The 25,308-nt window shown below is 71.5% G+C and carries 28 protein-coding genes and 1 pseudogene; 19 read left to right on the forward strand and 10 right to left on the reverse strand.

All coding sequences use genetic code 11. The annotated features are described in order from the left end of the window. The first annotated feature begins 54 nt into the window (after positions 1-54). Positions 55-525: an Rrf2 family transcriptional regulator gene (locus tag AOM46_RS09560; protein ID WP_062208095.1), complete on the forward strand. Its 471-nt coding sequence runs from the start codon at positions 55-57 to the stop codon at positions 523-525. A 1,404-nt stretch (positions 526-1,929) separates the two neighbouring features. On the opposite strand, the gene mshD is transcribed toward AOM46_RS09560, so the two are convergent. Further along, a complete protein-coding gene (mshD, locus tag AOM46_RS09565) occupies positions 1,930-2,826 on the reverse strand; it encodes a mycothiol synthase (protein WP_062208098.1) in 897 nt (298 codons plus the stop codon). Between the two features lie 157 nt (positions 2,827-2,983). On the opposite strand from mshD, the gene AOM46_RS09570 reads away from it, so the two are divergent. Beyond that, positions 2,984-4,795: a bifunctional UDP-sugar hydrolase/5'-nucleotidase gene (locus tag AOM46_RS09570; RefSeq protein WP_062208101.1), complete on the forward strand. Its 1,812-nt coding sequence runs from the start codon at positions 2,984-2,986 to the stop codon at positions 4,793-4,795. Positions 4,796-4,873: 78 nt separating this feature from the next. Here the strand turns inward: AOM46_RS09570 and AOM46_RS09575 are convergent, their stop codons facing one another. Genes AOM46_RS09575 through AOM46_RS09585 form a run of 3 tightly spaced genes read right to left on the reverse strand, consistent with a single transcriptional unit; the run spans position 4,874 to position 6,905 of the window. Continuing rightward, positions 4,874-5,332, reverse strand: coding sequence for a hypothetical protein (locus AOM46_RS09575; RefSeq protein ID WP_062208104.1), 459 nt, complete (start codon positions 5,330-5,332; stop codon positions 4,874-4,876). Positions 5,333-5,391: 59 nt separating this feature from the next. Further along, positions 5,392-6,066, reverse strand: a complete 675-nt coding sequence (locus AOM46_RS09580; protein WP_062208107.1) for a 4'-phosphopantetheinyl transferase — start codon at positions 6,064-6,066, stop codon at positions 5,392-5,394. Next, on the reverse strand, positions 6,063-6,905 hold the full coding sequence (locus tag AOM46_RS09585) for a metallophosphoesterase (RefSeq protein WP_062208111.1): 843 nt from the start codon (positions 6,903-6,905) through the stop codon (positions 6,063-6,065). Before AOM46_RS09585 ends, AOM46_RS09580 begins: the two co-directional genes overlap by 4 nt. Positions 6,906-7,005: 100 nt before the next feature. Between AOM46_RS09585 and soxR the strand changes: the two genes are divergently transcribed. After that, on the forward strand, positions 7,006-7,485 hold the full coding sequence (soxR, locus tag AOM46_RS09590) for a redox-sensitive transcriptional activator SoxR (RefSeq protein WP_062208114.1): 480 nt from the start codon (positions 7,006-7,008) through the stop codon (positions 7,483-7,485). Between the two features lie 12 nt (positions 7,486-7,497). Here soxR and AOM46_RS09595 read toward each other — a convergent pair whose 3' ends face one another. Both AOM46_RS09595 and AOM46_RS09600 read right to left on the reverse strand, forming a co-directional pair. Then, a complete protein-coding gene (locus tag AOM46_RS09595; protein ID WP_062208117.1) occupies positions 7,498-8,520 on the reverse strand; it encodes a LacI family DNA-binding transcriptional regulator in 1,023 nt (340 codons plus the stop codon). Positions 8,521-8,640: 120 nt separating this feature from the next. Next, positions 8,641-9,399, reverse strand: coding sequence for a response regulator transcription factor (locus tag AOM46_RS09600; RefSeq protein ID WP_062208120.1), 759 nt, complete (start codon positions 9,397-9,399; stop codon positions 8,641-8,643). Positions 9,400-9,693: 294 nt separating this feature from the next. Between AOM46_RS09600 and AOM46_RS09605 the strand changes: the two genes are divergently transcribed. The 6 genes from AOM46_RS09605 to AOM46_RS09625 all read left to right on the forward strand — a co-directional run bounded on the left by AOM46_RS09605 (position 9,694) and on the right by AOM46_RS09625 (position 13,304). Then, complete coding sequence (locus tag AOM46_RS09605; RefSeq protein ID WP_062208123.1) at positions 9,694-9,960, forward strand: MoaD/ThiS family protein; 267 nt, start codon at positions 9,694-9,696, stop codon at positions 9,958-9,960. Between the two features lie 89 nt (positions 9,961-10,049). Beyond that, positions 10,050-10,853, forward strand: coding sequence for a hypothetical protein (locus tag AOM46_RS09610; protein WP_062208125.1), 804 nt, complete (start codon positions 10,050-10,052; stop codon positions 10,851-10,853). A 220-nt stretch (positions 10,854-11,073) separates the two neighbouring features. Further along, positions 11,074-11,796, forward strand: coding sequence for a DUF2993 domain-containing protein (locus AOM46_RS09615; RefSeq protein ID WP_062208128.1), 723 nt, complete (start codon positions 11,074-11,076; stop codon positions 11,794-11,796). A gap of 105 nt (positions 11,797-11,901) precedes the next feature. Beyond that, positions 11,902-12,000 carry a putative leader peptide gene (locus tag AOM46_RS36030; RefSeq protein WP_370592674.1) on the forward strand — a complete coding sequence of 33 codons (99 nt, stop codon included), beginning with the start codon at positions 11,902-11,904 and terminating at the stop codon, positions 11,998-12,000. A 129-nt stretch (positions 12,001-12,129) separates the two neighbouring features. Next, positions 12,130-12,969, forward strand: coding sequence for a sulfurtransferase (locus tag AOM46_RS09620; protein WP_062208131.1), 840 nt, complete (start codon positions 12,130-12,132; stop codon positions 12,967-12,969). Positions 12,970-13,016: 47 nt separating this feature from the next. Next, positions 13,017-13,304 carry a DUF1416 domain-containing protein gene (locus AOM46_RS09625; RefSeq protein WP_062208134.1) on the forward strand — a complete coding sequence of 96 codons (288 nt, stop codon included), beginning with the start codon at positions 13,017-13,019 and terminating at the stop codon, positions 13,302-13,304. A 140-nt stretch (positions 13,305-13,444) separates the two neighbouring features. On the opposite strand, the gene AOM46_RS09630 is transcribed toward AOM46_RS09625, so the two are convergent. After that, complete coding sequence (locus AOM46_RS09630) at positions 13,445-13,816, reverse strand: DsrE family protein (protein WP_062208137.1); 372 nt, start codon at positions 13,814-13,816, stop codon at positions 13,445-13,447. A gap of 426 nt (positions 13,817-14,242) precedes the next feature. Between AOM46_RS09630 and AOM46_RS09635 the strand changes: the two genes are divergently transcribed. After that, positions 14,243-14,806, forward strand: a complete 564-nt coding sequence (locus AOM46_RS09635; RefSeq protein ID WP_062208140.1) for an FABP family protein — start codon at positions 14,243-14,245, stop codon at positions 14,804-14,806. 694 nt (positions 14,807-15,500) lie between these two features. Then, positions 15,501-16,265, forward strand: a complete 765-nt coding sequence (locus AOM46_RS09640) for an alpha/beta fold hydrolase (protein WP_062208143.1) — start codon at positions 15,501-15,503, stop codon at positions 16,263-16,265. Positions 16,266-16,311: 46 nt separating this feature from the next. On the opposite strand, the gene AOM46_RS09645 is transcribed toward AOM46_RS09640, so the two are convergent. Further along, entirely contained in the window at positions 16,312-17,070 is a 759-nt protein-coding gene (locus AOM46_RS09645) for an SDR family oxidoreductase (protein WP_062208146.1), read from the reverse strand. 183 nt (positions 17,071-17,253) lie between these two features. On the opposite strand from AOM46_RS09645, the gene AOM46_RS09650 reads away from it, so the two are divergent. Further along, on the forward strand, positions 17,254-17,709 hold the full coding sequence (locus AOM46_RS09650; protein WP_062208148.1) for a Fur family transcriptional regulator: 456 nt from the start codon (positions 17,254-17,256) through the stop codon (positions 17,707-17,709). A gap of 10 nt (positions 17,710-17,719) precedes the next feature. Continuing rightward, on the forward strand, positions 17,720-18,694 hold the full coding sequence (locus AOM46_RS09655) for a folate-binding protein YgfZ (protein ID WP_199823937.1): 975 nt from the start codon (positions 17,720-17,722) through the stop codon (positions 18,692-18,694). A gap of 18 nt (positions 18,695-18,712) precedes the next feature. Here the strand turns inward: AOM46_RS09655 and dtd are convergent, their stop codons facing one another. Then, complete coding sequence (gene dtd / locus AOM46_RS09660) at positions 18,713-19,138, reverse strand: D-aminoacyl-tRNA deacylase (protein ID WP_062208154.1); 426 nt, start codon at positions 19,136-19,138, stop codon at positions 18,713-18,715. A gap of 164 nt (positions 19,139-19,302) precedes the next feature. On the opposite strand from dtd, the gene AOM46_RS09665 reads away from it, so the two are divergent. The 3 genes from AOM46_RS09665 to AOM46_RS09675 all read left to right on the forward strand — a co-directional run bounded on the left by AOM46_RS09665 (position 19,303) and on the right by AOM46_RS09675 (position 22,280). Next, positions 19,303-19,899, forward strand: coding sequence for an ABC transporter substrate-binding protein (locus AOM46_RS09665; protein WP_107080020.1), 597 nt, complete (start codon positions 19,303-19,305; stop codon positions 19,897-19,899). Between the two features lie 55 nt (positions 19,900-19,954). Beyond that, positions 19,955-20,914, forward strand: a complete 960-nt coding sequence (locus tag AOM46_RS09670) for an asparaginase (protein ID WP_062208160.1) — start codon at positions 19,955-19,957, stop codon at positions 20,912-20,914. Positions 20,915-21,029: 115 nt separating this feature from the next. After that, positions 21,030-22,280, forward strand: coding sequence for a GNAT family N-acetyltransferase (locus AOM46_RS09675; protein ID WP_062208163.1), 1,251 nt, complete (start codon positions 21,030-21,032; stop codon positions 22,278-22,280). A gap of 157 nt (positions 22,281-22,437) precedes the next feature. Here AOM46_RS09675 and AOM46_RS09680 read toward each other — a convergent pair whose 3' ends face one another. Beyond that, the gene (locus AOM46_RS09680) at positions 22,438-22,623 is read right to left on the reverse strand and encodes a hypothetical protein (protein ID WP_062208166.1); all 186 of its coding nucleotides are present in this window, start codon (positions 22,621-22,623) and stop codon (positions 22,438-22,440) included. Between the two features lie 152 nt (positions 22,624-22,775). On the opposite strand from AOM46_RS09680, the gene AOM46_RS09685 reads away from it, so the two are divergent. From AOM46_RS09685 to AOM46_RS35230, 3 genes and pseudogenes are all read left to right on the forward strand, one after another. After that, complete coding sequence (locus tag AOM46_RS09685) at positions 22,776-23,642, forward strand: winged helix-turn-helix domain-containing protein (RefSeq protein WP_062208169.1); 867 nt, start codon at positions 22,776-22,778, stop codon at positions 23,640-23,642. Beyond that, positions 23,643-24,323 carry an HAD family hydrolase gene (locus AOM46_RS09690; RefSeq protein WP_062208170.1) on the forward strand — a complete coding sequence of 227 codons (681 nt, stop codon included), beginning with the start codon at positions 23,643-23,645 and terminating at the stop codon, positions 24,321-24,323. A 101-nt stretch (positions 24,324-24,424) separates the two neighbouring features. Next, positions 24,425-25,174: pseudogene (locus AOM46_RS35230) on the forward strand (aminoglycoside phosphotransferase family protein); the annotation flags it as partial. Positions 25,175-25,308: the final 134 nt, after the last annotated feature.

Below are 25,308 nucleotides of genomic sequence, written 5' to 3' on the forward strand. Positions count from 1 at the left end.
TGTCCGAGTACGCCGCCCGGTGGTCAACCGCCTGGTTAGAGTGACCGGGTGAAGATGTCCGGCGGGGTCGAGTGGGCGTTGCACTGCTGCGTCGTCCTCACCTCGGTCGAGGAGCCGGTCCCGGCGACCCGGCTCGCCGAGCTGCACGACGTCTCGCCCAGCTATCTCGCCAAACAGCTCCAGGCGCTCTCCCGCGCCGGGCTGGTGCGTTCCGTGCAGGGCAAGGCCGGCGGCTACACGCTCACCCGCGAACCGGCCGCGATCACGGTGCTCGACGTGGTCGAGGCGGTGGACGGCCCGGCGCCGGCCTTCGTCTGCACCGAGATCCGTCAGCGGGGGCCGCTGGCCACCCCGGCCGCGTCCTGCACGGCGCCCTGCGCGATCAGTCGCGCGATGCACACGGCCGACGCGGCCTGGCGCGGCGCGCTGCGCGCCGTCACCATCGCCGACCTCGCCCGCGACGTCGGCGCGGACTACGGCCCCCGCGCCATGTCCCGCATCAGCGACTGGCTGACCGCCGGCTAGCCGTACCGGCCCGGCGACAGCGCCGGTCACGAACTTCCACACCGGGGAGGCAGCGCACCGTCAACTGCCCTCCGTACAGACGGACATCGTGCGACTCCGGCCCGGTACCGGCGTACCCGGCGGCCGGACCTGGGAGCCGCCAGCCCGTCATCGACGGCGTGGGCCGCATCGGCGGCGTGGAGCAGCGGGACACCGGGGGCACGAGGCCGAACCCGCCCTCGGTCGACGGTTCGGCGCCACTCCGCCCCCGCCGGGCACGCGCCCCCGACCACCACCCCGGAACGCACAACGACCACCACAACAGACGAGCCCCGGCCCAAACCGAGCCACAGCACCCCACCAGGGCGAGGCCCCCCCCGGGGCCGCCAGCCCGAAAACCCCGGCGGGTGACGGCCCCGGCCACCAGACCGGAAACCCCGGCGGGTGACGACGTCGGCCGCCAGGCCGGGAGCCCCCGCAGGTGACAACCCCACCCGCCGGACCGAAAGCCCCGGCGAGTTGGGGCCCCGGCCACCAGGCCGGGAGCCCCAGCGGGTCGCAACACCGGCCGCCAGCCCGGGAACCCCAGCGGGTGGCGGCGTCGGCCGCCAGACCGAAAGCCCCGGCGGGTGGCGGCGTCGGCCGCCGAACCGGGAACCCCGGCAGGGCAGGGCAACACCGGCCGCCAGACCGGGAACTCCGGCGGGTGGCGGCCCCGGCCACCAGACCGGAAACCCCAGCGAGTCGCAACACCGGCCGCCAAGCCGGGAACCCCCGCAGGTAACAACCCCACCCACCAAACCGAAAACCCCGGCGGGTGACGGCCCCGGCCACCACACCAGAAGCCCCACCAGGACAAGGCAACCCCGGCCGCCAGACCGGGAACCCCGGCGGGTTGGGGCCCCGGCCACCAGGCCGGGGCCCCGCCAGGTGACGGCCCCGGCCACCAAACCGAAAACCCCGCCAGGTCACACCCCCACCCGCCAAACCGAAAACCCCGGCGGGTGACGGCCCCGGCCACCACACCAGAAGCCCCGCCAGGACAAGGCAACCCCGGCCGCCAGACCGGGAACCCCAGCGAGTCGCAACACCGACCGCCAAGCCGGGAACCCCCGCAGGTAACAACCCCACCCACCAAACCGAAAACCCCGGCGAGTGGCGGCCCCGGCCACCACGCCAGAAGCCCCGCCAGGGCAAGGCAACCCCACCCGCCAAACCAAAAGCCCCGCCAGGGCGACCCCGGCCGCCAGACCGGGAACCCCAGCGGGTCGCAACACCGACCGCCAAGCCGGGAACCCCCGCAGGTAACAACCCCACCCACCAAACCAAAAGCCCCGCCAGGGCGACCCCGGCCGCCGGGCCGGGAGCCCCGGCCGGCTGGCGGCGCCAGCCGCAGACCGTGGTTGAGGGCAGCCGGGCCCCCGGCTACGTCTCGGTGCGGTACATCACGTCCGTCTCATAGGTCGTGAAGCCCAGGGATTCGTAGACCCGGACGGCCGCCGTGTTGTCGGCGTCGACATAGAGCATCGCGGTGGCGAGGCCGCGGTCGTCCGCGAGGTGGCGAAGGCCGATCGTGGTGAGGGCGCGGCCGAGGCCCAGGCCCTGGGCGTCGGGGGCGACGCCGAGCACATAGACCTCGCCCAGGCCCTCCGCGGCGTGCACCTTGGTCCAGTGGAAGCCGAGCAGTTCGCCGTCCCGTTCCGCCAGGAAGAACCCGGCGGGGTCGAACCACGGTTCGGCCATGCGCGCTTCGAGGTCGCGCCGGGTGAGCGAGCCCTGTTCGGGGTGGTGGGCGAACGCGGCCGCGTTGAGGCGCAGCCAGGCCGCTTCGTCCCGGCCAGGGACGAACGCGCGGACGGTGATCCCCGGTGCCGGGGTCGGGTCCGGCAGGACCAGGTCGGTCAACGGGCGCCGCAGCTGGCGGAGTTCGCGGAACTCGGCCAGCCCGAGCCGGCGCGCGAGCCGCCGCGCGGGCGGATGCGCGCCATGCGCCCAGAGGCGCAGCCGCTGTCCGGATTCGGTCAACAGCGCCTGGCCGAGCAGCATTCCATGGCGGTGGCCCCGGTGGTCCGGGTGCACCACCAGCTCGCTGGACGGCGGTTCCACCGGGTCGGTGCCGTCCAGTTGTGCGTAGCCGAGCAGTTCGCCGCCCCTGCGGAGCAGCAGATGGCGGACGCCCTCGCGGGAGCCGCCGCGCAGCAGCAGCCGGCCCTGCTCGGAGACGGCCGGCTGGCCGTCCACCCGGGCCGCCGCCTCGATCAGCCCTTCCACCAGGGCCAGTTCGTCTCCGGACACCTCGTCCAGCACCTCGACCTCAGTCATGCTCTCGACCCTATGCCCCCGGACGCGGTTTTCCTTTCACTTCGTTGTTACATGCGGGACCCTGTGGTGCTACGCGCGTAGCCGTTAGGGTGCGGCTGAATCCCGCCCCCCATCGCCGAGAGGGACCCCGTTCGTGAAGCAGCTACGCAGATTCAGAATGGCCGCAGGCGCGGTCGCGATGGCGGCCGTTGGGGCGCTGGCGCTGGCCCCCTCGGCCGACGCCGGAGCACCCCAGGGCCAGGGACACGGCCACGGCCATGGCAGTGGCCACGGCAATGGCCATGGACACGGTGGCGGCCACGGCCACGGCCGGACCGTCGATCTCCAGGTGTTGGCGATCAACGATCTGCATGGCGCGTTGGAGCCGCCCGGCGGTTCGGACGGTGAGGTGGTGCACGAGCACGAGGACGGCACCACGGAGACCATCCCGGCCGGCGGCGTCGAGTACCTGGCCGGCGCGCTGGCCGACGCCAGGGCCGGCGAGCGGCATTCGGTGACGGTGGCGGCCGGCGATCTGGTGGGCGCCACCCCGCTGTTGTCGGGTCTCTTCCATGACGAACCCACCATCGAGGCGCTGAACGAGCTGGGCCTGGACGTCGCCGGCGTGGGCAACCACGAGTTCGACGAGGGCTATGCCGAGTTGATCAGGCTCCAGGACGGCGGCTGCCATCCGGTGGACGGCTGCTACGCGGAGGGCCGGGAGTTCGAGGGTTCCGACTTCCCCTATCTGGCGGCCAACGTGGTCGACGAGGACACAGGCGAGCCGATTCTGGCGCCCTACACGGTGCAGAACGTGCGCGGCGTCAAGGTCGGCTTTATCGGCGTCACCCTGGAGGGGACGGCCGATATCGTCACCCAGGAGGGCATCGAGGGACTTGAGTTCCTGGACGAGGCCGACACCATCAACCGCTATACCGAGGAGCTGCGGCGCCGTGGGGTGAACGCGGTGATCGCGCTGGTCCACGAGGGCGGCTATCCGGCGTCGGCGGCGTACAACCACGACTGCGACGCGGACGGCGGCGGCCTCTCCGGGCCGATCGTGGACATCGCCCAGCGGACGGATGCGGGCGTCGACGCGCTGGTCACCGGCCATACCCACCAGCCGTATGTGTGCACCGTGCCCGATCCGAACGGCGACGACCGGCTGGTGACGTCGGCGTCGTCCAACGGGCGGCTGTTCACCGAGCTTTCGATGTCCTACGACCGCCGGGCCAGGGACATCGTGCGCACCTCGGTGACGGGCACCAACGTGGTGGTGGACCGGGACCGGGAGCCGGTCGAGGAGTTGACCGAACTGCTGGACTACTGGCGCGAGTTGGCGGACCCGGTGGCCAACGCCCCGATCGGCTGGATCGCCGGGGACATCCCGGGACGCGGCGCCGGCACGCCGGAGTTCCCGGCCGGTGACCTGATCGCCGACGCCCAGCTGGCGCACGCCCTGACGCTGGACGAGTCCGCCGATCTGGCCCTGATGAACCCGGGCGGGGTGCGCGCCGATCTGACCTACGCGGCCTCGGGGGACGAGGGCGACGGGGTGGTCACCTATGGCGAGGGCTTCACGGTGCAGCCGTTCTCCAACACGGTGAATCTGCTCGATCTCTCCGGGGAGCAGCTGCTGGCCGTGCTGGTGGAGCAGGTGACCGGCGCCAACGCGGAGGTGCCCAAGATCCTGCAGCCCTCGGAAGGTTTCGCCTACACCCTGGATCTGACCGCCTCGGGCGCGGATCGGATCGTTGCCGACTCGGTGACGATCAACGGTGCGCCGTTGGACCCGGCGGCGACCTACCGGGTCGCGGTCAACTCGTTCCTGGCCGGCGGCGGCGACGGTTTCGCCACCCTGGCCGAGGGCGGCAACCCGCTGGTCGGACAGGACGACATGGCCGTGCTCGCGGACTACCTGACCGCCAACTCCACGGCGGACGCCCCGCTGGCGCCCCCGACGGCGGACCGGATCACCGTCGTCGAGTAACAACGGCCCACGGCCGGCAACGGGCCGCCTCCGCAGGTCAACACGACTGCGGGGGCGGCCCGTTGGGCGCGGTGCCGGTCAGTTGTCGATGTCCTCGTGGAACATGGAGCCATAGCTCTCGCGCCGCCCCGACTCCCAGACCACATCGAGCTGTTCGCCGGTGACCGCCACCTCGGCCGAGCGGTCGTCCCACTCCTCGTCGCCCTGCTTGGCACAACTCTCCAGCGTGATGAGCCCGTTGACGACCGTGCCCTCGCAGTTGTCACCCTCGCCCGTCTGGTTCTCCGTGAAGTGCACCGAGTCGCCCTCGAAGGTCAGGATCGAGTCCGTCTCCTCGTCCCCGGTGAGCCAGACGCCGTCCAGCTCCTCCGCCGTCGGGGCGCTGGCCGGCACCGGCGGGGCCGAGCCGGCGTCGACATCGTCGCCGTTCTCGGTGCCGCAGCCGCTCAGCGTGCCCGCCAGGGCCGCCGCCGCCAGGGCCGCGCCCCAGCGGGCCCACCGTCTGCCGTCGGCCGCCTGTCTCCGTGCTCTTCTCATCTCGTGCCCCCTGTTGGTGGAGAAATGGTGGAGAAGTCAGCGGCAGGGTACCCGCGGCATCATTGCGGGGGGCTGTGCGGCAGTGAAATGGCCGTAACCAAAAACCCGTTCCTGGCCAGCCAACGCCCGTGGAACGTCCCCACCTTGACGCCGTCGACCACCGGGCCCGGGACCAACAGCTCGGCGGTGAAGGTGCCCTGGTCGGGATCGATGGTCAGCCTGGCCTCCTCGAAGTCCAGCCATTTGGCGGTCAGCGGGTACCAGACCTTGTAGACGCTCTCCTTGGCGCTGAAGAGCAGCCGCTCCCAGGTGATCTCGGGGCGCCGGGCGGTCAGTTCGGCCAGCCGGACCCGTTCGTCCGGCAGCGCTATCAGATCGACGACGCCCCGGTCCCTGAGCGGTTCGTTGGGCTCGGCGTCGATGCCGACGCCGGCCAGCTCGCCGACCCGGGCGACCACGGCGGCGCGGTAGCCCTTGCAGTGGGTCATGCTGCCGAGGAACCCCTCGGGCCAGCCGGGCGCGCCACGCTCGCCGGGGAGCAACGGGACACGGGGGCCGCCCAGTTCGGCGAGCGCGGTGCGGGCGCAGTGCCGCACGGTGGTGAACTCCTGGCGGCGGCCCGCCACGGCCTTCGCTATATGCGCCTCCTCCTCGGGGAAGAGCGGCGACGCCTCGGGCGGGTCCCCGAAGGACTCGGCGGAGGCGGTGGTCGGGGGAAGCAGTTCCTCGATCACTTCTGCCCCACCAGCCCCGGCAGGATCGACACCAGACGGCCGGGCGTCAGCTGGCGCGGCTTCCACTCCCGTGGGTAGCCGAGGGAGACCTCCTGGTGCGGTATGCCCTCGTGGTGGATCAGCCTGGGTATGTGCAGATGGCCGTAGACCACGCAGGCGGCCCGGTAGCGGCGCGCCCAGTCCTGGGTGCGGTCGGTGCCGCACCAGAGCGCGAACTCGGGGTAGCGCAGCACCCTGGTGGGCTCGCGCACCAGCGGATAGTGGTTGACCAGCACGGTGGGAAGACCGTCGGGCAGCTCCGCGTCCAGCCTCGCCTCGGTGGCGGCGACCCGCTGCCGGCACCAGCTCTCCGAGTCGGGGTAGGGATCGGGCGTGATCATGTACTCGTCGGTGCAGACCACCCCGGCGGCCTCGGCGACGGCCAGCGCCTCACGCTTGTTGCGGGTGCCGGGCGGCCGGAACGAGTAGTCGTAGTGCAGGAACAGCGGCACGATCACCGCCGGGCCGCCCTCGCCCTCCCACACCGGGTAAGGATCCTCGGGGGTGACGATGCCCAACCGGCGGCAGAGCGCGACCAGATGCTGGTAGCGGGCCTCGCCGGTCAGCTGGACCGGATCCTCCTTGGGCGTCCACAGCTCGTGGTTGCCCGGCGTCCAGATCACCTTGGCGAAGCGCTGGCTCAGCAGCGTGAGCGCCCATTCGATGTCCTCCATCACCTCCCCCACATCGCCGGCCACCAGCAGCCAGTCGTCCTCGCGCTCCGGTTTCAGCCCCGCCGTGATCTCCCGGTTCTCCGGGTATCTGACGTGCAGGTCACTGATTCCCACCAGCTGCCCCATCGGCAACTCCCCTCCTTCGGCGCGCCGTCGAACAGGCCGCCGATCTACGCTACCCCATGCAATCTCAAGAGCACTTGAGGTCTTTGTCTAGGATGACCGCATGGTCCAGGAGCAGCCTCCCCGCATCGTCAGGGAACTCACCATCGGCCAGCTGGCCGAGCGCAGCGGGGTCGCCACGTCGGCCCTGCGTTTCTACGAGGAGCAGGGGCTGATCAGCAGCCGACGCACCAGCGGCAACCAACGTCGTTACCACCGCGACACACTGCGTCGTGTGGCGTTCATCCGGGTCTCGCAGAATGTGGGCATGTCCCTGCAGGCGATCCGCGACGCGCTGGGCCGGCTGCCCGAGGGGCGCACGCCCGACCGGGCCGACTGGGCCGAGGTGTCGGCGTTCTGGCGCGCCGATCTGGACGCCAGGATCCGTCAGTTGACGCGGCTGCGGGACGATCTCACGGACTGCATCGGCTGTGGCTGCCTCTCGTTGGAGAGCTGCATGCTGGCCAACCCGTACGACGTCTGCGCCCGCGAGGGCAGCGGCCCGCGTCGGCTGTTGGGGGACGAGGGCCGGGGTGGCTGCTGATCGGGCGGCGGCTCAGACGCTGGCGGCGCAGCCGCAGGAGGCCCGCAGCCGCAGCGCGACGGGGAACTGCCGCAGCCGGTCGACCGGCGCCCCCGCCGTGTCGCCGATGGCGAGATCCACGGCGGCCCGCGCCATGGCCTCCCGGTCGGAGCCGACCGTCGTCAACGGCGGGTCGGTCAGCCCGGCTTCCTTGACGTCGTCGAAGCCGGCGACCGCCAACTCCCCCGGCACGTCGATGCGCAGCTCGCGCGCGGCCCGCAGCACGCCGATCGCCTGGTCGTCCGTGGCGCAGACCAGGGCCGGCGGCCGATCGGGGCCGGCCAGCAGCTCAAGGGCGATGTGGTAGGCGTCATAGCGGTTGTAGGGGGCCTTGAAGAGCCGGCCCTCGGTGTCGAGACCGGCGACGGCCATCGCCCGGCGCCAGCCGGTGACATGGTCGGTGACCGGGTCGCCGTGCTCGGGCGTGGAGTCGACGCCGCCGAGACAGGCGACATAGGGGTGGCCGTGGTCCAGCAGATGGCGGGTGAGGCGTTCGGCGCCGCCCACGTCGTCGAGCACCACGGCCACGTCGTCGATCGCCTCGGGCCTGCGGTGCAGCAGCACCACCCGGGCGTCCCAGGCGTCGATCTCCGTGGCGGCGTGCTCACTTGGGCCCTGGCTGATCAGGATCAGCCCGGAGACCCGCATGCCGAGGAAGGCCCGAAGATAGTGGACCTCGCGCTCGTCCAGATAGTCGGAGTTGCCGACCAGGACCATCTTTCCCCGCTCGGCCGCCGCCTGTTCGACGGCGTGCGCCATCTCGGCGAAGAACGGCTGGCGGGCGTCGGGCACGATCAGCCCGATCAGATCGGTGCGTTGGGAGGCCATCGCCTGGGCGACCCGGTCGGGCCGGTAGCCCAACTCCTTGATCGCGGCGAGCACCCGCTCCCTGGTGGCCGCTGCCACCGGGCGCGGGCCGTTGTTGATGACATAGCTGACGACGGCGGTTGATGTCCCCGCCAGTCGTGCCACATCGTCCCGCGTCACCTTGGCCACGGGAGGAGTCTACGCGCGCAACCGCCCCTTCGGATACGAATGTCGTATCCGAAGGGGCGGTTGCCCGGGTTACCCGTGAGTTCACACACTCGTCATGGAGGCCACGCCCTTCGGGAGCCCTCAGTCGCGGCGGGCCGCCGCCTGCTTGACGACCTGCTCGGCCTCGCGGGTGACCGCGCGGGCCTGCTCCTGCTCGGCGTTCTTCTCCTTCTCCGGCACCACGAAGCGGTAACCGACGTTGCGCACGGTGCCGATGAGCGATTCGTGCTCGGGGCCGAGCTTGGCGCGCAGCCGTCGCACATGGACGTCCACGGTGCGGGTGCCGCCGAAGTAGTCGTAGCCCCAGACCTCCTGGAGCAGCTGCGCCCTGGTGAACACCCGACCGGGGTGCTGCGCCAGGTACTTGAGCAGCTCGAACTCCTTGAAGGTGAGGTCGAGCACCCGGCCCTTGAGCTTGGCGCTGTAGGTGGCCTCGTCGACCGAGAGATCGCCGTTGCGGATCTCCATCGGGCTGTCGTCGGCGGTCAGCTGCTGGCGGCCGGTGGCCAGCCGCAGCCTGGCCTCGACCTCGGCGGGACCGGCGGTGTCCAGCACCACGTCGTCCACGCCCCAGTCGGCGGTCACGGCGGCGAGGCCGCCCTCGGTGACGATCAGCACCAGCGGGCAGCCGGGCCCGGTGGAACGGAGCAGCTGGCAGAGCGAACGCACCTGCGGCAGGTCCTTGCGGCCGTCGATCAGGATCACGTCGGCGCTGGGCGCGTCCACCAGCGCGGGGCCCTCGGCGGGGGCGACGCGCACGTTGTGCAGGAGGAGTTCGAGCGCTGGGAGCACTTGCGAGGACGGCTGAAGGGCGTTCGTAAGGAGAAGCAGCGAGCTCATGTCGGGGGGCGTTCCTTCCTCGGTCCTGGTATGGACCATGCGAGCGGCTCTGCCCAGAAAGCACGAAAGGACCCGAAATGGCGTCGCTGCCCGGGTCCTGCTTGTTCAGCAGCATAGCCGAAACATTTCCGGGTGCGCAGGGGCGTGCGTCACCCTGTTCGCGCCTTCCGCGTGGGCCGGGGCGCATGGGGGTGCGCGGGAGGCGTCATCATGGGGCGGCACCGGAAACGGGCCGAACCGGCGGCCGAACCAGCGGGCCGGGGCGGAGAGCGGAGAGCGGGGATCGCGGAGAACATGGCGAGCGGCACGATCCGGTACTGGGCGGCGGCCAAGGCCGCGGCCGGCACCGCGGAGGAACCATACGAGGCCGACACCCTGGCTGAGGCGCTGGCCGCCGCCCGGCGGCGGCACGCGGAGCACGCGGAGTTCGACCGGGTCCTGGCCCGCTGCGCCTTCCTGGTGGACGGCGGCCAGGTCGGCTCGCGCGACCACGCGACCGTCGCGCTGGCCGAGGGCGGCACGGTCGAGGTGCTGCCCCCGTTCGCCGGCGGTGCCGCATGAGCGGGCCGGCGGATGACCGGAACGGGTTGCGCCGATCGGGTGAGCCGGGCGTCGGCGGCGGAGACGGCGGAGAGAGGGGTCACGGGGGCATGGCGGACAACTTGTCGGGAACCCCGGCGGGAAACGCAGCGGCCCGGCAGCGTTCCGGGGCGAGGCATCGGGCCAGGTCGCCGATCATCAGCCCGGGCTGGCAGCCGGCGCTCGGCACCGCGCTGCTGGCCGGGCTGCTCGCGGTCACCGCGCCGATCGGCCCCTGGGCGGCGCTGCCGGCCGTGGTGCTGCTCCAGGCGGTGACGGCGGCCGGCTGGTTCCGGCTGAACGGGATGTGGCCGGCCAGGCAGGGCATCGCGCTGGCGTTCGCCGGCGGCCTCGCCGCCGATGTGGCGCTGCTGACGGTGGAAGGGGACGACGCGCCGGCCGCGCTGCTCGGCGTGCTGGGCGTCTGGTTCCTGCTGGTGGTGGTCCTGCAGCTGCGGCATCGCGGCTCGGCGGACGAGCGGCTCGACTCGTTGACCGCGACCTCGGCGGCCACCCTGCTGACCGTGGTGGCCACCGCGCTGCTGGCGGCGACGGAGGTGTCGGGCGAGGCGGTGGCGGTGGCGGCCGGCGCGGTGGCGGCGGCGACGCTGCTGCGGGCGCTGCCGGGGCCCGAGGCGCTGACCACGTTGCTGGGCCTGGCGGCCGGTTTCGCGGTTGGCGTGGTGGCCAGCGGCCAGGACATCGGCCGCCCCGCGCTCGCGCTGGGCGCGGCGGCCGGGGCCTGCGCGCTGATCGGGCTGCGGGTCGCGTCCTATGACTTCCCGTCCCGGTTCGTGCACTTCACGGCGGGGATCGCGCTGCCGCTGACGGCGGCGGCACCGGCCGTCTACCCGTTGTCCCTGGCCCTGCTCTGAGCCGGCCGGGCGCGTGCCGAGGGGGACGCGGGGCCGGTCAGGAACCTCGGCGGGCTCCCGGGTGTTGAGCAGGTGACAAGGGATACGGGGCTGTAACGGCCCTGCTGCAAGGATCTGTGCCCCCTGCCTGGTGACGGAGGGCGCGGGTTACGCTCACGTGGTTTTTCGGTCACCTGGATCCGTGGCTCCCGCCACACTTCACCTGGGGGTTCGCAACCCGATGCGCGCACTGCGAATAAGCCTGATCGTGATCGTCGTCCTGGCCGTGCTGGCCGTGGTCGCCGACCGCGTCGCGCTGTATGTCACCCAGGGTGAGGTCGCCTCCCGCGCCCAGGACCGGCTGGGTCTCGAATCGGAGCCGTCCATCTCGATCAAGGGCTTTCCCTTTCTGACCCAGGTCATGGGCAGCCAGCTGGACCGGGTGGATCTGGGCATCAACAGCTACCAGGCGTCGGTGGACGGCCAGCAGCTGAACATCCACGATCTGGACGTCCAGCTCACCGATGTCGAGCTGACCAGCGGCTACACCAGTGCGGTGGCCAGCGAGGCGCATGGCGAGGGCATGATCAGCTACGACGAGCTGACCAGGGCCTACGGCGAACTGCTCGCGCTCCAGGGGAACGGTTTCGGCGTGGAGTTCGAGTACGCGGGCGACGGGCGGCTGCTGCTGGTGCTCCAGGCCAGCGCGATGGGCCAGACGCTGGACGTCGGCGAGGCGGCGGGCGATCTGGTGCTGGAGAACGGCACGGTCACCCTCTCGGTGGCCGAGGAGGAGATCCCGGACATCGGCGGCGAACGGGTGCAGCAGACCGTGCGGGAACAGCTCGACCAGCAGCGCACCATCTCCGGGCTGCCCGACGGCCTCGGTCTGACCTCCCTCGAACCGACCGAGCGGGGCCTGAAGGTGACCGTGGACGGCGAGAACATGTCGCTGAGCGAGTAACCGGGCGGGGCGGGCTCCAACGGTCCCACGTTACGGTCAATCTCGTCTCAGAATGCGGAACGCCGGTGACATGAGCGAGGCGGCGTCCGTACGATCGCGGACATGATGCGGCAGGCGACGGGCACCCCGGCCGGGGGCCTCACCAAACGGCGGGCGGTCGATCTCTGCCGCGTCGCCGCGAGCCTCTGTCGCAGTCTCGGCTGATCCCACGCCCCTCCCCGCCGCGCGGCGCGCCCTCTCGTGCCCGGCTGTCCGAAGAAGCGCGCGTGCGTCGCCCTGCGGTACGTCCCGTTCCCGCACTGTTCCCGCCGAATCGCTCAAGGAGACATCAGCATGAGCCGCAGTGACGTCCTGGTGGACGCCGACTGGGTCCAGGCCCACCTCGACGACCCCAAGGTGGTGCTCGTGGAAGTGGACGAGGACACCTCGGCCTACGAGAAGAACCACATCAAGAACGCCGTCCGGATCGACTGGAAGCAGGACCTCCAGGACCCGGTGCGCCGCGACTTCGTGGACCAGGAGGGCTTCGAGAAGCTGCTCTCCGCCCGGGGCATCGCCAACGACGACACGGTGGTCCTCTACGGCGGCAACAACAACTGGTTCGCCGCCTACGCCTACTGGTACTTCAAGCTGTACGGCCACGAGGACGTCCGGCTGCTGGACGGCGGGCGCAAGAAGTGGGAGCTGGACTCCCGCGACCTGGTCGCCGAGGTGCCCACCCGCGCGGCCACCGAGTACCGCGCCAAGCCGCAGGACGCCTCGATCCGCGCCTTCCGCGACGAGGTCGTGGCGGCCATCGGCACCAAGAACCTGGTCGACGTCCGCTCCCCCGACGAGTTCAGCGGCAAGCTGCTCGCCCCGGCGCATCTGCCGCAGGAGCAGTCCCAGGTCGGCGGCCACATCCCCAGCGCCCGCAACATCCCCTGGTCCAAGTCGGCCAACGACGACGGCACCTTCCGCTCCGAGGACGAGCTGAAGGAGCTGTACCAGGGCGAGGGCGTGGACCTGGAGAAGGACACCATCGCCTACTGCCGCATCGGCGAGCGCTCCGCGCACACCTGGTTCGTGCTGCACGAGCTGCTGGGCCAGGCCAACGTCAAGAACTACGACGGTTCCTGGACCGAGTACGGCTCCCTGGTGGGCGTCCCGGTCGAGACCGGCCCCGCCAAGTAGTCAGACGGTTTCTCCGAGCGGTTTCTTGAGCGAAAAGGGAGCAGGGCATGTGCGGAGCGAAGGCGGGCGGTCCTGACGCGGCCGGCGTCAAGGCCGGCGAGACCACCATCCAGGGATCGGTCACCAGGGGCGGCGAGCCGGTGACCGGCTATGTCCGACTCCTGGACAGCACCGGTGAGTTCACCGCCGAGGTCCCCACCTCGGCGACCGGACAGTTCCGGTTCTACGCCGCCGAGGGCACCTGGACGGTGCGCGCGCTGGTGCCGGGCGGCACCGCGGACCGTCGGGTGGTCGCCCGGCAAGGCGGCCTGACCGAGGTCAGCATCGCCGTCTAGACGGGCTCCGCACAGCGGACTGTGCGCGCGACAGAAGGCCGCGCCCCTGGTGGGCGCGGCCTTTTCGTTCCCCGTTGGCTGTTTCCCCGTGTCGGTAGTCGGCGGTCCTTGTCCGTGGATGGGCCTCGACCGGCGAGGGGTCAGTAGACCAGGGACCGCACGCCGTCGGGCAGGATCTCGCTCACGAAGACCTGCGCCCCGGCGATGCGTACACCGTCGATCACGTCCTCCTCCTTGATTCCCCTGCGCGCGGCGCACTGGGTGCACAGGGTGATGGTCCCCCCGGTCGAGATGGCCTCGATCAGCTCCGGCAGCGGTGCGGCGTGCGGGAGTTGGAACTCCGCGGCCCGTCCCGGCAGCGCGAACCAGGCGGACTCTCCGGTCAGCCACAGCGAGACATTCACTCCGCTGGCCACCGCCACCGAGGCCACCGTGAACGCCTGCGAGCAGCGCTCGGGGGCGTCGGACCCCGCCGTTACCTTGATTACCAGCTTGTGTGCCGTTTGAGCCATGAGACCACCGTAGCCGCGTGGGCTGGTCGGCTAGTCGGCTAGCGAGTCGTGCCGCAGGTAGCGCAGACCCAGTCGCCCTGCGGTCCCTGATACATCGTCCCGCCACAATTTGGACAACTCATGATCACATCCTTTCCACGCGCTTAGACGCGACAGTGACCGGACACGTTCAGTCGCGGCGATCACAAAACGGTCAAGGCGGCCCGACGGGTGTGCCCCGGGCGGCCCACCTCAGGGAGATTCCCCGGACCCGGGCCACTAGACTCGGCCGCGACCGTTCTTCACATTCGGGCCGTTCGGGCCGCGCGCAAGGAGCTATCCCGTGCTTGAGGCAGTCTTCATCACCCTGATGGCCCTGGTGGCCGTCGGCACAGCCGCGTTCACGGGCCTCGTCGTGGTGAAGCTCTACCAGGGCCAGCGCTGACCATGATCGAAATTCCGGAGGATCTCAACCCCCGGCTGGTCCCCCTCGCGTTCCTCCTCGGCACCTGGCAGGGCGCCGGCGTCGCCGACTTCCCCGGCGATGAGGCGAGCAACTTCGGCCAGCAGGTGACGTTCTCGCACGACGGCCGCGACTTCCTTGAGTTCACCGCCCGCTCCTGGCGTCTGGACGACGAGGGCCGGCGGGGCGCTCCGCTGGAGACCGAGCACGGCTTCTGGCGCGTCGACGACGACCGTCAGATCGAGGCGGTCCTGGTCCGCGACCAGGGCGTCGTCGAGGTCTGGTACGGCGAACTGGCCGAGGGCAAGCCGCAGATCGACCTCGCGACGGACGCCATCGCGCGCACCCAGGCGTCCCCGCCGTACGCCGGCGGCAAGCGGCTCTACGGCTATGTCAACGGCGACCTGATGTGGGTCGGCGAGAAGGCCACCCCCGAGGTCCCGCTGCGCCCCTATATGTCGGCGCATCTGAAGAAGGCCGTCGACCCCCGCGAGTGGATCGACGACATCAAGGACCTCCCGGACGACGGCATCGCCTTCTTCCGCTGAGCCCGAGCCCGGGCTGGGCCCAGCCACCCCTCCGCCCACCGGACGGGGGCCCGCGCACGGCCTCCGGCCGGGTGGCAGGGCGGTGCCCCGAGACCCCACCAGGGATCGGGCGGCCACCCCGGTCCCCCCCGGGGCGCCGGGGGGGGGCAGAACCCCGACCTCGAAGCGGACCGGTCAGCCACCGGAGAGTGGCCAGGCCCCCGGCCGGGAACGCAGACCACCCGCCCCTCCACCCACCGGACGGTTGCTCACGCCCGGACCCGGACCCCGCCCGGTGCAGTGAAGCCGAACGACCAACCGCCGGGACCCCAGCCTCCGGCCGGCCCCGAACCCCCAAACCTGCGACAGTCCCCCCGGCCGGGAACGCAGCCCGCCCGTCCCTCCGCCCACCGGACGGTTGCTCGCCGCCGGCCTCCGGCCGGGTGGCAGGGCAGAGCCCCGAGACCCCACCAGGGATCGGGCGGCCACCCCGGTCCCCCCGGGGCGCCGGGGGGGCAGAACCCCGACCTCGAAGCGGACCGGTCAGCCACCGGAGAGTGGCCAGGCCCCCGGCCGGGAACGCAGACCGCCCGGGGCGGTGGCCCGGGACCCCGGCAGGGGCCGGACCGCCGGAGGCGGACCGTGGTGGGCGGCCGGACCGCCGGAGGCATACCGTGGTGGGGGGTTGTTGTCGCCGACCGAGGGGGGACGGGGCGTGCGGAGTGCCGATGTGACGGGGCGGGGGGATCGGATTCGGTGGGTGGAGTTCCCTGGGCGGGAGCCGGTGCGGGTGTATGTGCACGGGCTGGGGGCGACCTCGCCCGGTTACTTCGCCGAGGTCGCGGTCGACCCGCTGTTGGCGGGCCACCGTTCGCTCCTGGTCGACCTGCTCGGGCACGGTCTCAGCGATCGGCCGACGTCCTTCGACTACAGCCTTGAGTCGCACGCCGACGCCCTCGCCTCGGCGTTGACCGCCGCCGGCGTCTCAGGGGCCGAGGTGATCGGGCACAGCATGGGCGGCTCCGTGGCAGTCGTGCTGGCGGCCCGTCATCCGGCGTTGGTCTCCCGGCTGGTGCTGGTGGACGCCAATCTCGACCCGCTCACGCCGACCAGGGGCGCCGGCGGCAGCCGTGGCATCGCGGCCTACTCGGAGCGGGAGTACCTGGCCGGTGGCTGGGCTGAGGTCCGTGAACTGGCCGGCGCGCACTGGTGGTCCACCATGCGGCTGGCCGGCCGGGAGGCCCTGCACCGCAGCGCGACGCATCTCGTCCGGGGCACCTCGCCGACGATGCGCGAGCTGCTGCTGGACCTCGCGGTGCCGCGCGCCTTTCTGTTCCCCGAGGCCGACGGCCCGCCCCCCGGCGGCGACGCGCTGGTCGCGGCCGGGGTGTCCGTGGTGCCCGTTCCCGACTGCGGGCACAACATCATGCTGGACAACCCCGGCGCCTTCGTCCGCGCCACCGCCGCCGCCCTCGGCTGAGCGGAGCGCCGCACCGCGGCGGTGGCGTGCACGCCGCGTCCGGCCGCTACGGGGTGCGCAGGGCGCCGCCGTCGATGGGGAGGGTGGTGCCGGTGACATAGGAGGCGGCCGGGGAGAGGAGGAAGGCGGCGACGCGGCCGAACTCGGCCGGTTGGCCGTAGCGGCGCAGCGGGATTCCGTCGAGGGACCGCTGCCGGACGGCCGGGTCGTTGGCGGCGTCGAGCTGGCGCAGGCGGTCGGTGGCGATGCGGCCGGGCAGCAGGCCGAGGACGCGGACGCCGCGCGGGCCGTACTCGTCGGCCAGGTCCTTGGCGACCATGGCGAGGCCGGGGCGCAGCCCGTTGGAGATGCCGAGCCCGGTGATCGGCGAGCGGGCCGAGCTGGAGAGCACCAGGCCGATCGCGCCGCCCTCGCCCTCGGCCAGCTCGGCGGCGAAGGTGCGCGCGGCGCGCACGGCGCCGAGGAAGACGGTCTCGAACGCCGCGCGCCACTGTTCGTCGGTGGCGGCGGAGGCGGTGCCCGGCGGGGGGCCGCCGACCGAGACGAGCGCCCCGTCGAGGCGGCCGAACCGTTCCCGGGCCAGCGCGGCAAGCCGCTCGGCGGCGTCCGGATCGCCCAGGTCGGCGGGGAGTCCGGCCGCGCGGTCCTGGCCGAGCGCGGCGACGGCGGCGTCGACCGCGTCCTGGCCGCGCGCGGAGATCACCACCCGCGCGCCGTCGGCGACCAGCGCGTCCGCTGTCGCCCGCCCCAGGCCCCTGCTGCCGCCGGTGACCACGAAGACCCGGTCGGTGAGGTTCAGCTCCACCGGTGCACCACCCTCTGCTCGTTGCCTCGTCGCTCACTGCTTCGTCGGAGGACTCTATCGGCGCGGTCCTTACGGCGGTTTGACGTGGGTACCCGCAGGATGGAGGGGCCTCCTTACGCACGGACCCCGTCGGATCCCCTCGGGCGGGGTCCGTGCCCCTCTTCGCCTTCTACACTTGGCCCTGTGGTGAGCACCGACTGGCAGGACGATCTGCGCAATCGCGGTTACCGGCTGACGCCCCAACGTCAGTTGGTGCTGGAGGCTGTGGATCGGTTGGAGCACTCCACGCCGGAGGACATCCTGGCGGAGGTGCGCAAGACGGCGGGCGGGGTCAACATCTCCACGGTCTACCGCACGCTGGAGCTGTTGGAGGAGCTGGGCCTGGTCTCGCACGCCCATCTGGGCCATGGCGCGCCCACCTACCATCTGGCGGAGCGGCATGATCATCTGCATCTGATGTGCCGGGACTGCGAGCAGGTGATCGAGGCCGAGCTGGCGGTCGCCGAGCCGTTCACGGAGGAGCTGCGGCGGCGCTTCGGCTTCGAGACGGATCTGCGGCATTTCGCGATCTTCGGCCGGTGCGAGAGCTGCGCGCGGGCGGCCCGGCGGGCGGAGCCGGACGCGGGGGCGACGCCGTAGGCTGGAGCGCATGTCGTCGTATGCCAGTCCACTGCTCGATCTTCCTGGCGCGGTCGCCGCGCATGAGCCCGATGTCGGGGTCGCCGCGCACTACGGGGATCTCTTCAAGGAACAGCGCGCGCTGGCCAGAGGCGAGGGCCTGGTGGACCTGTCGCATCGCGATGTGGTGTCGGTCTCCGGCGCGGATCGGCTGAGTTGGCTGCATCTGCTGCTCACCCAGCATGTGGAGGCGCTGGCGCCGGGGCAGGCGACGGAGGCGTTGATCCTTTCGGCCAAGGGGCATATCGAGCATGTGCTCTATCTGGTGGACGACGGCGAGACGACCTGGGTGCATACGGAGCCGGGCGCGGCCGGGGCGCTGATCGCCTATCTGGAGAGCATGAAGTTCTTCTACCGGGTGGAAGTGGCGGACCGCGGCGAGGAGTTCGCGGTGACGCATCTGCCGGCCGGTTCGATCGTGGAGCCGCCGGCGGGCGTGGTGGTGCGGGAGACGCCGCATGGCCGGGATCTGTTTCTGCCGCGCGCTGCGCTGCCCGGGTTCGCGGCGGAGCACGGCCCGGCGGCCGGGGTGTGGGCGTACGAGGCGCTGCGGGTCGAGGGGCACCGTCCCCGGCTGGGCCTGGAGACGGACCATCGCACCATTCCGCATGAGCTGGGGTGGCTGGAGCGGGCGGTGCATCTGCACAAGGGCTGCTATCGCGGGCAGGAGACGGTGGCCCGGGTGGAGAATCTGGGCAAGCCGCCTCGGCGGCTGGTCTTTCTGCATCTGGACGGCAGCGAGGTGACGCTGCCGGAGCCGGGTGCCCCGGTGCGGTTGGCCTCGGAGGGTCCCGAGGGGCGGCAGTTGGGGCGGATCACCACCTCGGCGCGGCATCACGAGCTGGGCCCGATCGCGCTGGCCGTGATCAAGCGGAACGTGCCGGCGGAAGCGCCGCTGCTGGCCGAAACCACCCCGGCCGCGCAGGAGTTGATCGTCGAGCCCTGAGGGCCGGCCCGTCCGGGGTCAGATCTCCAGCAGCACGGTGAACGGTCCGTCGTTGGTCAGCGAGACCCGCATCCGGGCGCCGAACCGGCCGGTGGCGACGGTGGCGCCGAGCGCGCGGAGGTCGGCCACGACGGCGTCGACCAGCGGTTCGGCCAGCTCGCCCGGCGCGGCGGCGGCCCAGGTGGGGCGGCGGCCCTTGCGCGCGTCACCGTGGAGAGTGAACTGCGAGACGACGAGCAGGGGTGCCCCGATGTCGGAGCAGGACTTCTCGCCTTCGAGGATGCGCAGGCCCCACAGCTTGCGGGCGAGCTTGGCGGCCGTCTCGGGGGTGTCCTGGTGTGTGGCGCCGACCAGCACACACAGCCCCTGGCCCACGATCTCACCGACTGTTTCGCCGTCCACCGTCACCGAGGCGCCGTCGACGCGCTGTACCACCGCTCGCATGGGGCCCATCATGCCGGACGCCGAGGCGGAACGTTCCGCCGTTCGAAGGGCAGCGCCGGATGGGTGTCAACACGCTGCGCCCGGTGGGTACACAGTGACACGATGCGTGCACGGGGTACGTACCGCACCACGGCACCGAAATGGGGACGAGGGGACAATTGCGCATGATCACACCGGGTCCTGGGTCGCAGCCCGCCACCGTACCGAGTGCTCGGGATCCGCGTCCGGAGCGCGAGGCCGCCCCCGGGCGGGGGCCGGTCGTTCCCGTACCGGGCGATATCGGCGCGGCGCGGCTGCGGGCGCTGCGGCTTTCGGAGCTGCGTGACCTGCGGCGGGCGGCGCGCAGCGAGGAGGCCGATCTGAGCTTTGTGCGGCGGCTGTTGCAGGGCCGGATCGACATTCTGCAGGCGGAGGGGCGGCGGCGTGGCGGGGGTTCCACGGGGCTGTTGGACGAGTTGCCGAGGATTCTCGCGGACGGTCCCTCGCGGCATCGTTCGTCCGCCCGCCATGTGACGTTGGGCACGCCGGCCAGCGAGCGGTATCGGCGGTTGGCGGAGGAGGTGTTGGCGGAGGTGGAGCTGTCGGATCTGTCCGCGTTGGACGACGCCGAGCTGCATACGGCGCTGGTGCGGCTGGCGGAGGCCGAGGAGCGGGTGTCCCGGCGCCGGCAGGCGCTGCATCGGACGGCGGACGGCTGCGGCGCCGAGATCGCGCGGCGGTACCGTGAGGGCGAGGCGCAGGTCGATGACCTGCTCTGTTGATCCGTTCCCCGTGCGGACTTCCCTGTGAGGACTTCCCCGTGAAGAGAGGCCGAAGATGACCGTAGCCAGCTCTGCTGATGTGGGGGCCCAGCCGAGCGCGGGGCCGAAGGCCCCGGTGTTGGCCGAGGTCGTGCGGTCCGGTTTCGCGGAGAGCCGGCATCGTGGGTCGCTGGTGACGCTGGACGTGGACGGGCGGGTGGACTGGGCGCTGGGCGAGGTGGCGGCGCCGTTCTTTCCCCGGTCGAGCAACAAGCCGATGCAGGCCACGGCCGTGTTGCGGTCCGGGCTCGAACTCTCGGGCCCCCGGCTGGCGTTGGCGGCGGGCAGCCATGCGGGGGCGGAGATCCACCAGCAGTTGGCCGGCCGGGTGCTGGCGGAGCACGGGTTGGCCGAGGCGGCGTTGCGCTGTCCCGAGTCGACGCCGGGGTTCGGCGCGGGGCCGGGGCCGCGTGGGCGGCTGGCGATGAACTGTTCGGGCAAGCACGCCTCGTGGCTGGCGGCGAGTGTGGTGAACGACTGGCCGGTGGCGAGCTATCTGGAGCCGGAGCATCCGTTGCAGCGGCTGATCCGGGAGACGGTGGTGGAGCTGTCGGGGGAGCCGGTGACGGCGCTGGGGGTGGACGGCTGTGGGGCGCCGTTGCAGGCGCTGTCGTTGACGGGGTTGGCGCGGGCGTTCCGGGCGGCGGTGTTGGCCGATCCGGGGGCGCCGGAGCGGCGGGTGGCGGACGCGATGCGGGCGCATCCGGAGTATGTGGCGGGTGAGGGGATGCTGGACACGTTGCTGATGCGGCAGGTGCCGGGGCTGTTGGCGAAGGGCGGCGCGGAGGGGGTGCAGGCGGTGGCGCTGGCCGACGGGCGGGCGTTCGCCTTCAAGATCGAGGACGGTTCGAGTCGGGCGCGGGACGCGATCACCGCTCGGGTGTTGGCGGCGTTGGGCGTCAAGGCGTCGGTGGTGCCGGTCACCTCGGTGCTGGGCGGCGGGGTTCCGGTGGGCGAGATCCGCGCGGCGTTCTAGAACGGGCCCGTCCCTGAGCCGTCTTCGGCCGGGGGAGGCGGCGTCGCCGGTCCGTCGATCCGGCCGAGATTAACCCGTTGGCCGGGGCCAGAAAGAGTTGCCTACCCTCGCAACCATGGGCGATCTGGAAATTCGTAGTGTCAATGGTGATCGTGACGCCTCCGTGGCATGGCTGCGCGCGGTGGTGACAGGGTTCTTCAAACCGACTTCTGTGCTGTCCGACGAGGAGTTGGAGTTCCGGCTGGCGCGCCAGCCGATGGCCGGTGCGCGGGGGGTGTTCGACGGCGACCGTTGTGTCGCCACTTATGACAGCTGGCCGCAGCGGCTGACCACGGTCGGGGGCGCCGAGTTGACGGGGCACGCCGTCTCGGGGGTGACGGTCACCGCGACGCATCGGCGGCGTGGGCTGCTCGGCCGGCTGATGGAGCCGGATCTGCGGGCGGCGAAGGAACGGGGCGCCTCGGTGGCGTCGTTGATCGCGGCGGAGTACCGGATCTATGGGCGGTTCGGCTTCGGCCCGGCCACCTCGTTCACCAACTGGAAGGTGGATGTGCACCGTTCGGGGTTCGATCGGCGCTGGTCACCGGCGGATCTTGACGGTTCGGTGCGGATCGCGGACGCGGCCGAGGTGCGGGAGGTGGCGCCCGCGCTGCACGAGCGGTTCCGGGCGCGGACGCCGGGTGCGATCGACCGGGACGGCCTCTTCTGGGAGCGGATGACGGGCGCGGCGCCGATGTCCCCGCCGTTGCAGCCGGCGACGCATGTGATCTACCGGGACGCGGCCGGGGTGCCCAGGGGGCTGGTCGCCTATGTGGTGGACGACGAGTGGACGCATGGGCAGCCCAACGGCACGGCGCGGGCGACGTACTTCTACGCGGAGGACGACGAGGCGGAGGCGGCGCTGTGGCAGCTGCTGATGTCGCTGGACTGGGCCGGCCGGTTGGAGACCGGGCGGGCGCGTCCGGATTCGGTGCTGCCGCTACTGCTGCCGGACCGCAGGGCCGCGGCGGCCAGCCAGACCGCCGACTTCCTGTGGGTGCGGCCGTTGGATGTGCCGGTGATGCTGGCGGCGCGTTCCTATGCCACCGAGGGTGAGCTGGTGTTCGAGGTGCGGGACGGGTTGGGCCTGGCCAACGGCCGTTTCCTGCTGTCCGCGGGGAAGGAGGAGGCGGAGTGCGCGCCGACCACGCGGAGCGCCGATGTCACCCTGGACGTGGGGGCGTTGGCCCAGCTCTATCTGGGCGACGAGTCGGCCGCGCGGCTGCGGGACGCCGGGCTGTTGACGGAGGAGACGGACGGAGCGGCGGCCCATGTGGATCTGCTGTTCCACACGGGCCGCCGCCCTTGGTGCCCCGACATGTTCTGACATCTTCTGATGTCCTTCTCCCGTGGGGGCTACCTCCGCCTTCGGTGTCGCCTCAGGTTTCGCCTCAGGTCTCGCCTCGGGTGTCGCCTTCGGTCTGGCTCTCGCCGACTTCGCACGCCGTTTAGCCGAACCCCCCACTCTGGCCATGGGCGCTCCGTTACAGAGCGCCTATGGCCAGTGTGACCAGCACAGTGGTTCCCACACACGCACAGGTGAAGTTCCGCTTCCGCAGCCCCGTGCGCAGTATCAACAGTCCGATCAGCCCCGGCAGTCCGTACTGGACCTCCACCGCTTGCTCCATCGCGATGCCGAAGGCAGCCACGATGATGGTGGTAACGAGCATGACCCCTCCTCACATCACGTCAACTCAGGTGAACTCTGAAAAGTTGGCCAAGTTGTTCGCCAACTATATGAATGTTTTCCCCAGTTGGCGTCCTCTTGGAAACGTCCTCATATCAACCTTCCGTATCTGGCCGAAAGTTGTATGGTGACGGCGTGAGTCAGGAGATCGTCCCGGAGAGCGAGCTCCCGGACCCGTTCGGTGACCCGCTCTCTCCCGACCACATCGCGGGTGTGCTGCGCGACCGGATAAGGTCCGGCGAGCTGCCGCCGCGAGCCAAGCTGCCCACGCAGCGGGCCCTGGTGGAGGAGTTCCGGGTCAACCGCACCACCGTCAGGCAGGCGCTGGCCGCGCTGGAGCGGGACGGCTATATCGCCGCCCGTGGGCGGGGCGCGCCGGCCGTGGTGTCGATGCCGGGCGCGGACAGCCCCCGCCCGGCCGGGGTCGAGGTGGCGGACCGGATAGCCGTGGCGTTCCAGTCCAAGGACATCTCCATCGACGCGTTCTGCCTCACCACCGAGACCCTGAACTCGGCGCTCGCCGGCCCGCTGATCGCCATCTCCGCCGGGGAGTTGACGCCGCGCTCGATCGCCGTCCGGGTGCTGCTGCCGAGCCCCGACGCGCCGCCCGCCTACCCCCGGCTGATCTCCGATCCGGACGACCAGCGCCCCAGGGCCAGGCTGCGCCAGTTGACCCGGACCTTCTCCACCTCGCTCCGCCACCAGCTGACCTCGCTCGCCGAGATGCGGTTGGTGCCCCAGGTGACGGTGGAGATCCGGGAGGTGCCCATCACTCCCGTACAGAAGGTCTATCTCCTCAATGGAACAGAAGTGCTCACCGCCTACTACCAGGTGGTGTCCAGAACGGTCGAATTCGAGAAGGAGCAACTGGAGATATACGACGTTCTGGGACTTAACTCCAAAGTGTTCCGTTCCACCGAGGACACCGCTTTTGTTGAAGAGTCACACCAGTGGTTCACGTCCCTCTGGTCAACGCTGGCCCAACCGCTCACACTCGGTTAGATGAGAGGACTCATCAGTCACGCACACTGTGTTCTCTTCGACTTCGACGGCCCCGTCTGCCAACTCTTCGCGGTCCGCTCGGCCGCCTCGGTCGCCGACCGGCTCAGGGAGCTGACCGACGAGTTGGCGGTCTCGGCGCTGCTGACGGCGGAGCTGCGGACCTCCCCCGACCCCCACCAGGTGCTGCGGGGGATAGCCCGGCAGCGGCCGGCCCCCGAGGTGTTGAGCCGGCTGGAGGCGGCGCTCACCCGGGAGGAGGTGCGCGCGGCCGCCTCGGCCGCCCCCACCCCCTACGCCGCCACCGTGATCGCCGCACTGGCGACCCGGGGGCGCCAGGTGGCCATCGCCACCAACAACTCCCCCCTGGCGGCCGTCCGTTACCTGGAACGGCTGCGTCTCTCCGGCTATGTGGGCGGCCGGGTGCACGGCCGCACCGCCAACCTCTCCCTGCTGAAACCGCACCCCGACTCGGTGCTGCGCGCCCTCGGCTCGACGGGCACCACGCCCGCGCGCGCGGTCATGATCGGCGACAGCCTCGCCGACCACGCGGCGGCCACCGCCGCCGGCGTGCCGTTCCTCGGCTACGCGCTCGACGACGCGGGGGAGGACGCGTTTCGTTCGGCGGGCGCGGAGCATGTGGTGCGCTCCCTGCAATGGGTACTGGCCGCCCTCGGTCAGTGAGGTGCAGAGTCAGATGCACCCTTTTGAGCCATCAACAGTGGTCTCGTCCCGGCGTACCGTATCGCTACCCGTAACGAACCCACTGCCGGAAAGCCGCCATCATGAGCCAACCGCTGTCCGGGCACCTCCTTCGCGGGCACCACCGCGACTGGCAGGTGCTCCCCGCGCAGAGCCAACTTCCCGTCCAAGGACGGATCAAGGCCCCGACCCCCAGGCCGAGCGTGGAGCGCTTCGACCCACGCTGTTTCCTCGACGAGGAGGACGTGCTGATCGAGCTGGCGCTCCTCGGCTTCGAACGCATCGCCCCGGTGTACCGACTCGGCCCCGAGGGCACCAGGGTGCACGGCTTTATCGAGGGCGAGGCGCTTTCCGTCTCCCGCCCCCCGGGCACCGCGCTGGCCCGGGCCGAACTCGACCAGCTCGCCGCCCTGTTCGGGCGGCTGGCGCAGATACCGCCGGTGGCCATGGCGCTGGTGCACAGCTGCCCGGTGCCGTCCAGGCCGCGCACCGGCCGGGACTTCCTCCGGGCGCTGGTGCGGTTCACCCGCCGGCGTGTCCATGCCCGACACCAGGCCGCGCTGGGCGGCCTGTTTCAGACCCTCGGGGTCGAAGCCGAGGTACTCAGCGTGACGGGGCCGCTTGTCAGAAGCGCGGCGCGAATGACCAACCGGCCGTTCTGCCTGCTCCATGGCGACCTGCACCGCGACAATCTGATCGTCGCCGAGGCCGACCGCCAACTCTGGACCATCGACTGGGAGTTGGCGCTGGTCGGCGATCCCCTCTACGACCTCGCCACCCATCTGCACCTGATGGACTACCCACAGCCGCAGGAGCAGTCCATGGTGTTGCGCTGGGCGAGCGCCGTCGAGGAACGGCTGCCGGGCGCCGCCGAGGGAATGGCCAGGGACCTGCCGCGCTATCTGGCCTACAAACGGGTGCAGTCGGTCTTCACCGATGTGATCAGGCAGGCGATCGAGGTCCGCCA

Origin of the sequence: Streptomyces sp. NBRC 109706 (assembly GCF_000974485.1) — a bacterium.
Lineage (GTDB): Bacteria > Actinomycetota > Actinomycetes > Streptomycetales > Streptomycetaceae > Streptomyces.

Bases quoted from the DNA above. Each gene is read 5' to 3' on its own strand.
- dtd (WP_062208154.1), bottom strand. From the start codon at position 19,138: ATGCGAGCGGTGGTACAGCGCGTCGACGGCGCCTCGGTGACGGTGGAC.
- AOM46_RS09610 (WP_062208125.1), top strand. From the start codon at position 10,050: ATGGCGGACAACTTGTCGGGAACCCCGGCGGGAAACGCAGCGGCCCGG.
- AOM46_RS09605 (WP_062208123.1), top strand. From the start codon at position 9,694: ATGGCGAGCGGCACGATCCGGTACTGGGCGGCGGCCAAGGCCGCGGCC.
- AOM46_RS09585 (WP_062208111.1), bottom strand. From the start codon at position 6,905: ATGGGGCAGCTGGTGGGAATCAGTGACCTGCACGTCAGATACCCGGAG.
- AOM46_RS09690 (WP_062208170.1), top strand. From the start codon at position 23,643: ATGAGAGGACTCATCAGTCACGCACACTGTGTTCTCTTCGACTTCGAC.
- AOM46_RS09665 (WP_107080020.1), top strand. From the start codon at position 19,303: ATGATCACACCGGGTCCTGGGTCGCAGCCCGCCACCGTACCGAGTGCT.
- AOM46_RS09670 (WP_062208160.1), top strand. From the start codon at position 19,955: ATGACCGTAGCCAGCTCTGCTGATGTGGGGGCCCAGCCGAGCGCGGGG.
- AOM46_RS09655 (WP_199823937.1), top strand. From the start codon at position 17,720: ATGTCGTCGTATGCCAGTCCACTGCTCGATCTTCCTGGCGCGGTCGCC.
- AOM46_RS09680 (WP_062208166.1), bottom strand. From the start codon at position 22,623: ATGCTCGTTACCACCATCATCGTGGCTGCCTTCGGCATCGCGATGGAG.
- AOM46_RS09575 (WP_062208104.1), bottom strand. From the start codon at position 5,332: ATGAGAAGAGCACGGAGACAGGCGGCCGACGGCAGACGGTGGGCCCGC.
- AOM46_RS09620 (WP_062208131.1), top strand. From the start codon at position 12,130: ATGAGCCGCAGTGACGTCCTGGTGGACGCCGACTGGGTCCAGGCCCAC.
- AOM46_RS36030 (WP_370592674.1), top strand. From the start codon at position 11,902: ATGCGGCAGGCGACGGGCACCCCGGCCGGGGGCCTCACCAAACGGCGG.
- AOM46_RS09615 (WP_062208128.1), top strand. From the start codon at position 11,074: ATGCGCGCACTGCGAATAAGCCTGATCGTGATCGTCGTCCTGGCCGTG.
- mshD (WP_062208098.1), bottom strand. From the start codon at position 2,826: ATGACTGAGGTCGAGGTGCTGGACGAGGTGTCCGGAGACGAACTGGCC.
- AOM46_RS09600 (WP_062208120.1), bottom strand. From the start codon at position 9,399: ATGAGCTCGCTGCTTCTCCTTACGAACGCCCTTCAGCCGTCCTCGCAA.
- AOM46_RS09625 (WP_062208134.1), top strand. From the start codon at position 13,017: ATGTGCGGAGCGAAGGCGGGCGGTCCTGACGCGGCCGGCGTCAAGGCC.
- soxR (WP_062208114.1), top strand. From the start codon at position 7,006: ATGGTCCAGGAGCAGCCTCCCCGCATCGTCAGGGAACTCACCATCGGC.
- AOM46_RS09570 (WP_062208101.1), top strand. From the start codon at position 2,984: ATGGCCGCAGGCGCGGTCGCGATGGCGGCCGTTGGGGCGCTGGCGCTG.
- AOM46_RS09635 (WP_062208140.1), top strand. From the start codon at position 14,243: ATGATCGAAATTCCGGAGGATCTCAACCCCCGGCTGGTCCCCCTCGCG.
- AOM46_RS09630 (WP_062208137.1), bottom strand. From the start codon at position 13,816: ATGGCTCAAACGGCACACAAGCTGGTAATCAAGGTAACGGCGGGGTCC.
- AOM46_RS09560 (WP_062208095.1), top strand. From the start codon at position 55: ATGTCCGGCGGGGTCGAGTGGGCGTTGCACTGCTGCGTCGTCCTCACC.
- AOM46_RS09675 (WP_062208163.1), top strand. From the start codon at position 21,030: ATGGGCGATCTGGAAATTCGTAGTGTCAATGGTGATCGTGACGCCTCC.